The organism is Bartonella sp. TT29SHDZB (assembly GCF_042193395.1).
GTDB lineage: Bacteria > Pseudomonadota > Alphaproteobacteria > Rhizobiales > Rhizobiaceae > Bartonella.
On the sequence record NZ_JBHILQ010000066.1, the window covers coordinates 1 to 2591 of the forward strand.

At 41.2% G+C, this 2591-nt stretch carries 1 pseudogene; it reads right to left on the minus strand.

Features of this window, described 5'->3' with window-relative positions:
- Window positions 1-2591, minus strand: a pseudogene (locus ACFIJJ_RS09395) (hypothetical protein); the annotation flags it as partial.

Below are 2591 nucleotides of genomic sequence, written 5' to 3' on the forward strand. Positions count from 1 at the left end.
TTGAGTTCTGTACCTTCTACTTCTGTACCAATATTGATAACTTTTGTCTTTTCATCCTGCTTGGCAAGGCTATCACTGACAACATTCGTTACATCATTATGAACATTCGTGATAGAACTCGCAACACCAGCAAATGCTTCCGCCACACTATTGTAAACCTTTTCCTCACCAGTGCTGCCATCATCCTTGACGGTTTTAAGCTTGAAGGTAGGTGCAACCCATTCTCCCTTTTCATTATAACCTGCACCTCCACCAAAATAGCCAGCAAACTGTTTTTGCAGATCATAAATCTGTCCACCCGTAATCGCATCACTCGAGCCTGATACTATAGAGCCAGCTGCAAGTGATGTAAGCTTGCTGTTCTCTTTATTGTCCCCATGCGTCGCCACAAACGCACCTTTAGTCTTGCCCCATAACAATGCATCGCCTTGAACTGCTTGCGTAATATTACTTAGTTTTTCATCAAACTTTTTGACCTCATTAGACAGATGAGTGTTCACATTCTTGACACTCGTATCAAGACCCGCAAAGGCGCTACCAACATCGTTATGTGAATTAGTCGTTACTGTACCATCGTCAGAAACATTAGAGATTTTATAAGTCGGAGCTGTAAAAACACCCTCTTTAAAGGATGCTTCTCCACCTAAAAACTTAGCTACATCCTCACCGATTTTATTAATCTGACCGCCCGTGATTGCATCATGTGACCCCTTGGTAATCTGACCATCAGCAACATTATGCAAACCTACAGCTGCCTTATCCTTACCTTTACCTAAAGTCACACTCGTGTAATCAATGTCGCCATTATCACCATCTTTTTTATCGTAATGAACAACAGCTGAATCATCAGATTGAAGGCTGGTAGAAAGTTCCTTCAGACTTGCATCAAGCTGACCCTTGTTAACAGCTTCATTATCCTTTGTTGCTTCACCAATACCTGAAAGAGTCCGATCCGTACCAGTCTTGTTGGCTATATTGATTTCACTGCCTTCTACTTCTTTACCAATAGTGATAAGATTTGTATCTGCATCTTTCTTAACAAGGCTATCTCCTCTAACATTGGCAATTTCATTGGTAATTTGTTTTGTAATCTCATTTTTAACATTCGTGATAGAACTACCAACCCCTGTTAAAGCACTCGCTACATCAGGATAATTCTGATCCTTAGATCCACCATCAGCATCAAAGGTCTTGACCGTGAATTTAGGATTCGTCCATTTACCTTCTTTATATTCAGCGCCACCACCTAAAGACTGCGCAACACTGTCACCTAGAGCATATAGCTGATTTCCTGCTACAGCATCGCTTGAAGTTCCACTAACGTCTCCGTTGGCAAGATGTTTAATCTTGCTGCTCGCTCTTTTATCTTCTTTTCCATGCTGTGCCACAAAAGCCCCTTCAGCATCACTCCACAACAAAGCATCGCCTTGAACTTCTTGCGTAATATTACTTAGTTTTTCATTAAACTTTTTGACCTCATTAGACAGATGTTTATTCACATTTATGAAATTCGTATCAATTCCTGCAAAAGCAGAGCCTACATCATTATAGGATTCGCTTGTTACTTCACCAGCTTCAGAAACTTTCGACACCGTATAAGTGGGATCTTTAAACTTCTCACCATCAAAGGACACGCTGCCACCTAAAATCTTTGATAAATCAGAAGCTATGGTATGAAGCTGACCTCCCGTAACCGCATCATTCGAGCCTGATACTATAGAGCCAGCCGCAAGTGATGTAAGCTTGCTGTTTTCCTTTTTACCTTCTTCCGTTTTATGCTGTGCTACAAAGGCGTTACTTTCATTACTCCATGATAAAGAATCTTGTGCAACCCCTTCTGAGACTTCCTTAATACGCTGATTCACATTCTTGATATTATCATCAAGTCCTTTAAAGGCAGAACCAACATCGGTATGCGATTTATCTGTTACCTCACCGTCTTTAGAAACTGTCGATAAGTCATACTTTGGTCCTTTATAGTTTTTGCCATCAAAGGATACATCGCCACCTAAAATCTTTGATAAATCATCTGTGATGATATGAAGTTGTCCACCCGTAATCGCATCATGTGAACTCTCACCAATGACACCATCTTTGACATTATGAAGTGCAACTGGTTCTGCATCCTTACCTTTACCTAAAGTCACACTGCTATAGTCAACTATTCCGCCTTCTTTTTTATCGTAGAGAACCACGGCTGAATCTTCTGACTGAAGGCTGCTGGAAAGATCCTTCAGACTTGCATCAAGCTGCGCTTTATTGACTGCCTCGTCCCCATTTTGCGCTGCCTTAACACCAGAAAGAATTCGAGCAGCACCATCACGATTTAAAATATTGATTTTATTGCCACCTCTTTCCGCACCAATGGTAATAAGACCCATCCTATCCTGCTTAACAAGGCTATCACTCACTACATTCGTAATCTCTTTGCTGATCTCATTTTTTACATTCGTAACAGAAGCACCAACTCCAGCCAAAGCATCCGCTACATTGCTATAAGTTTTCTCTTCAGAGTTACCATCATCCTTAACTGTCTTAACCTTAAAACTTGGAGCTTTCCATTGTCCTTGCGCATCATAGCCAGCGCCACC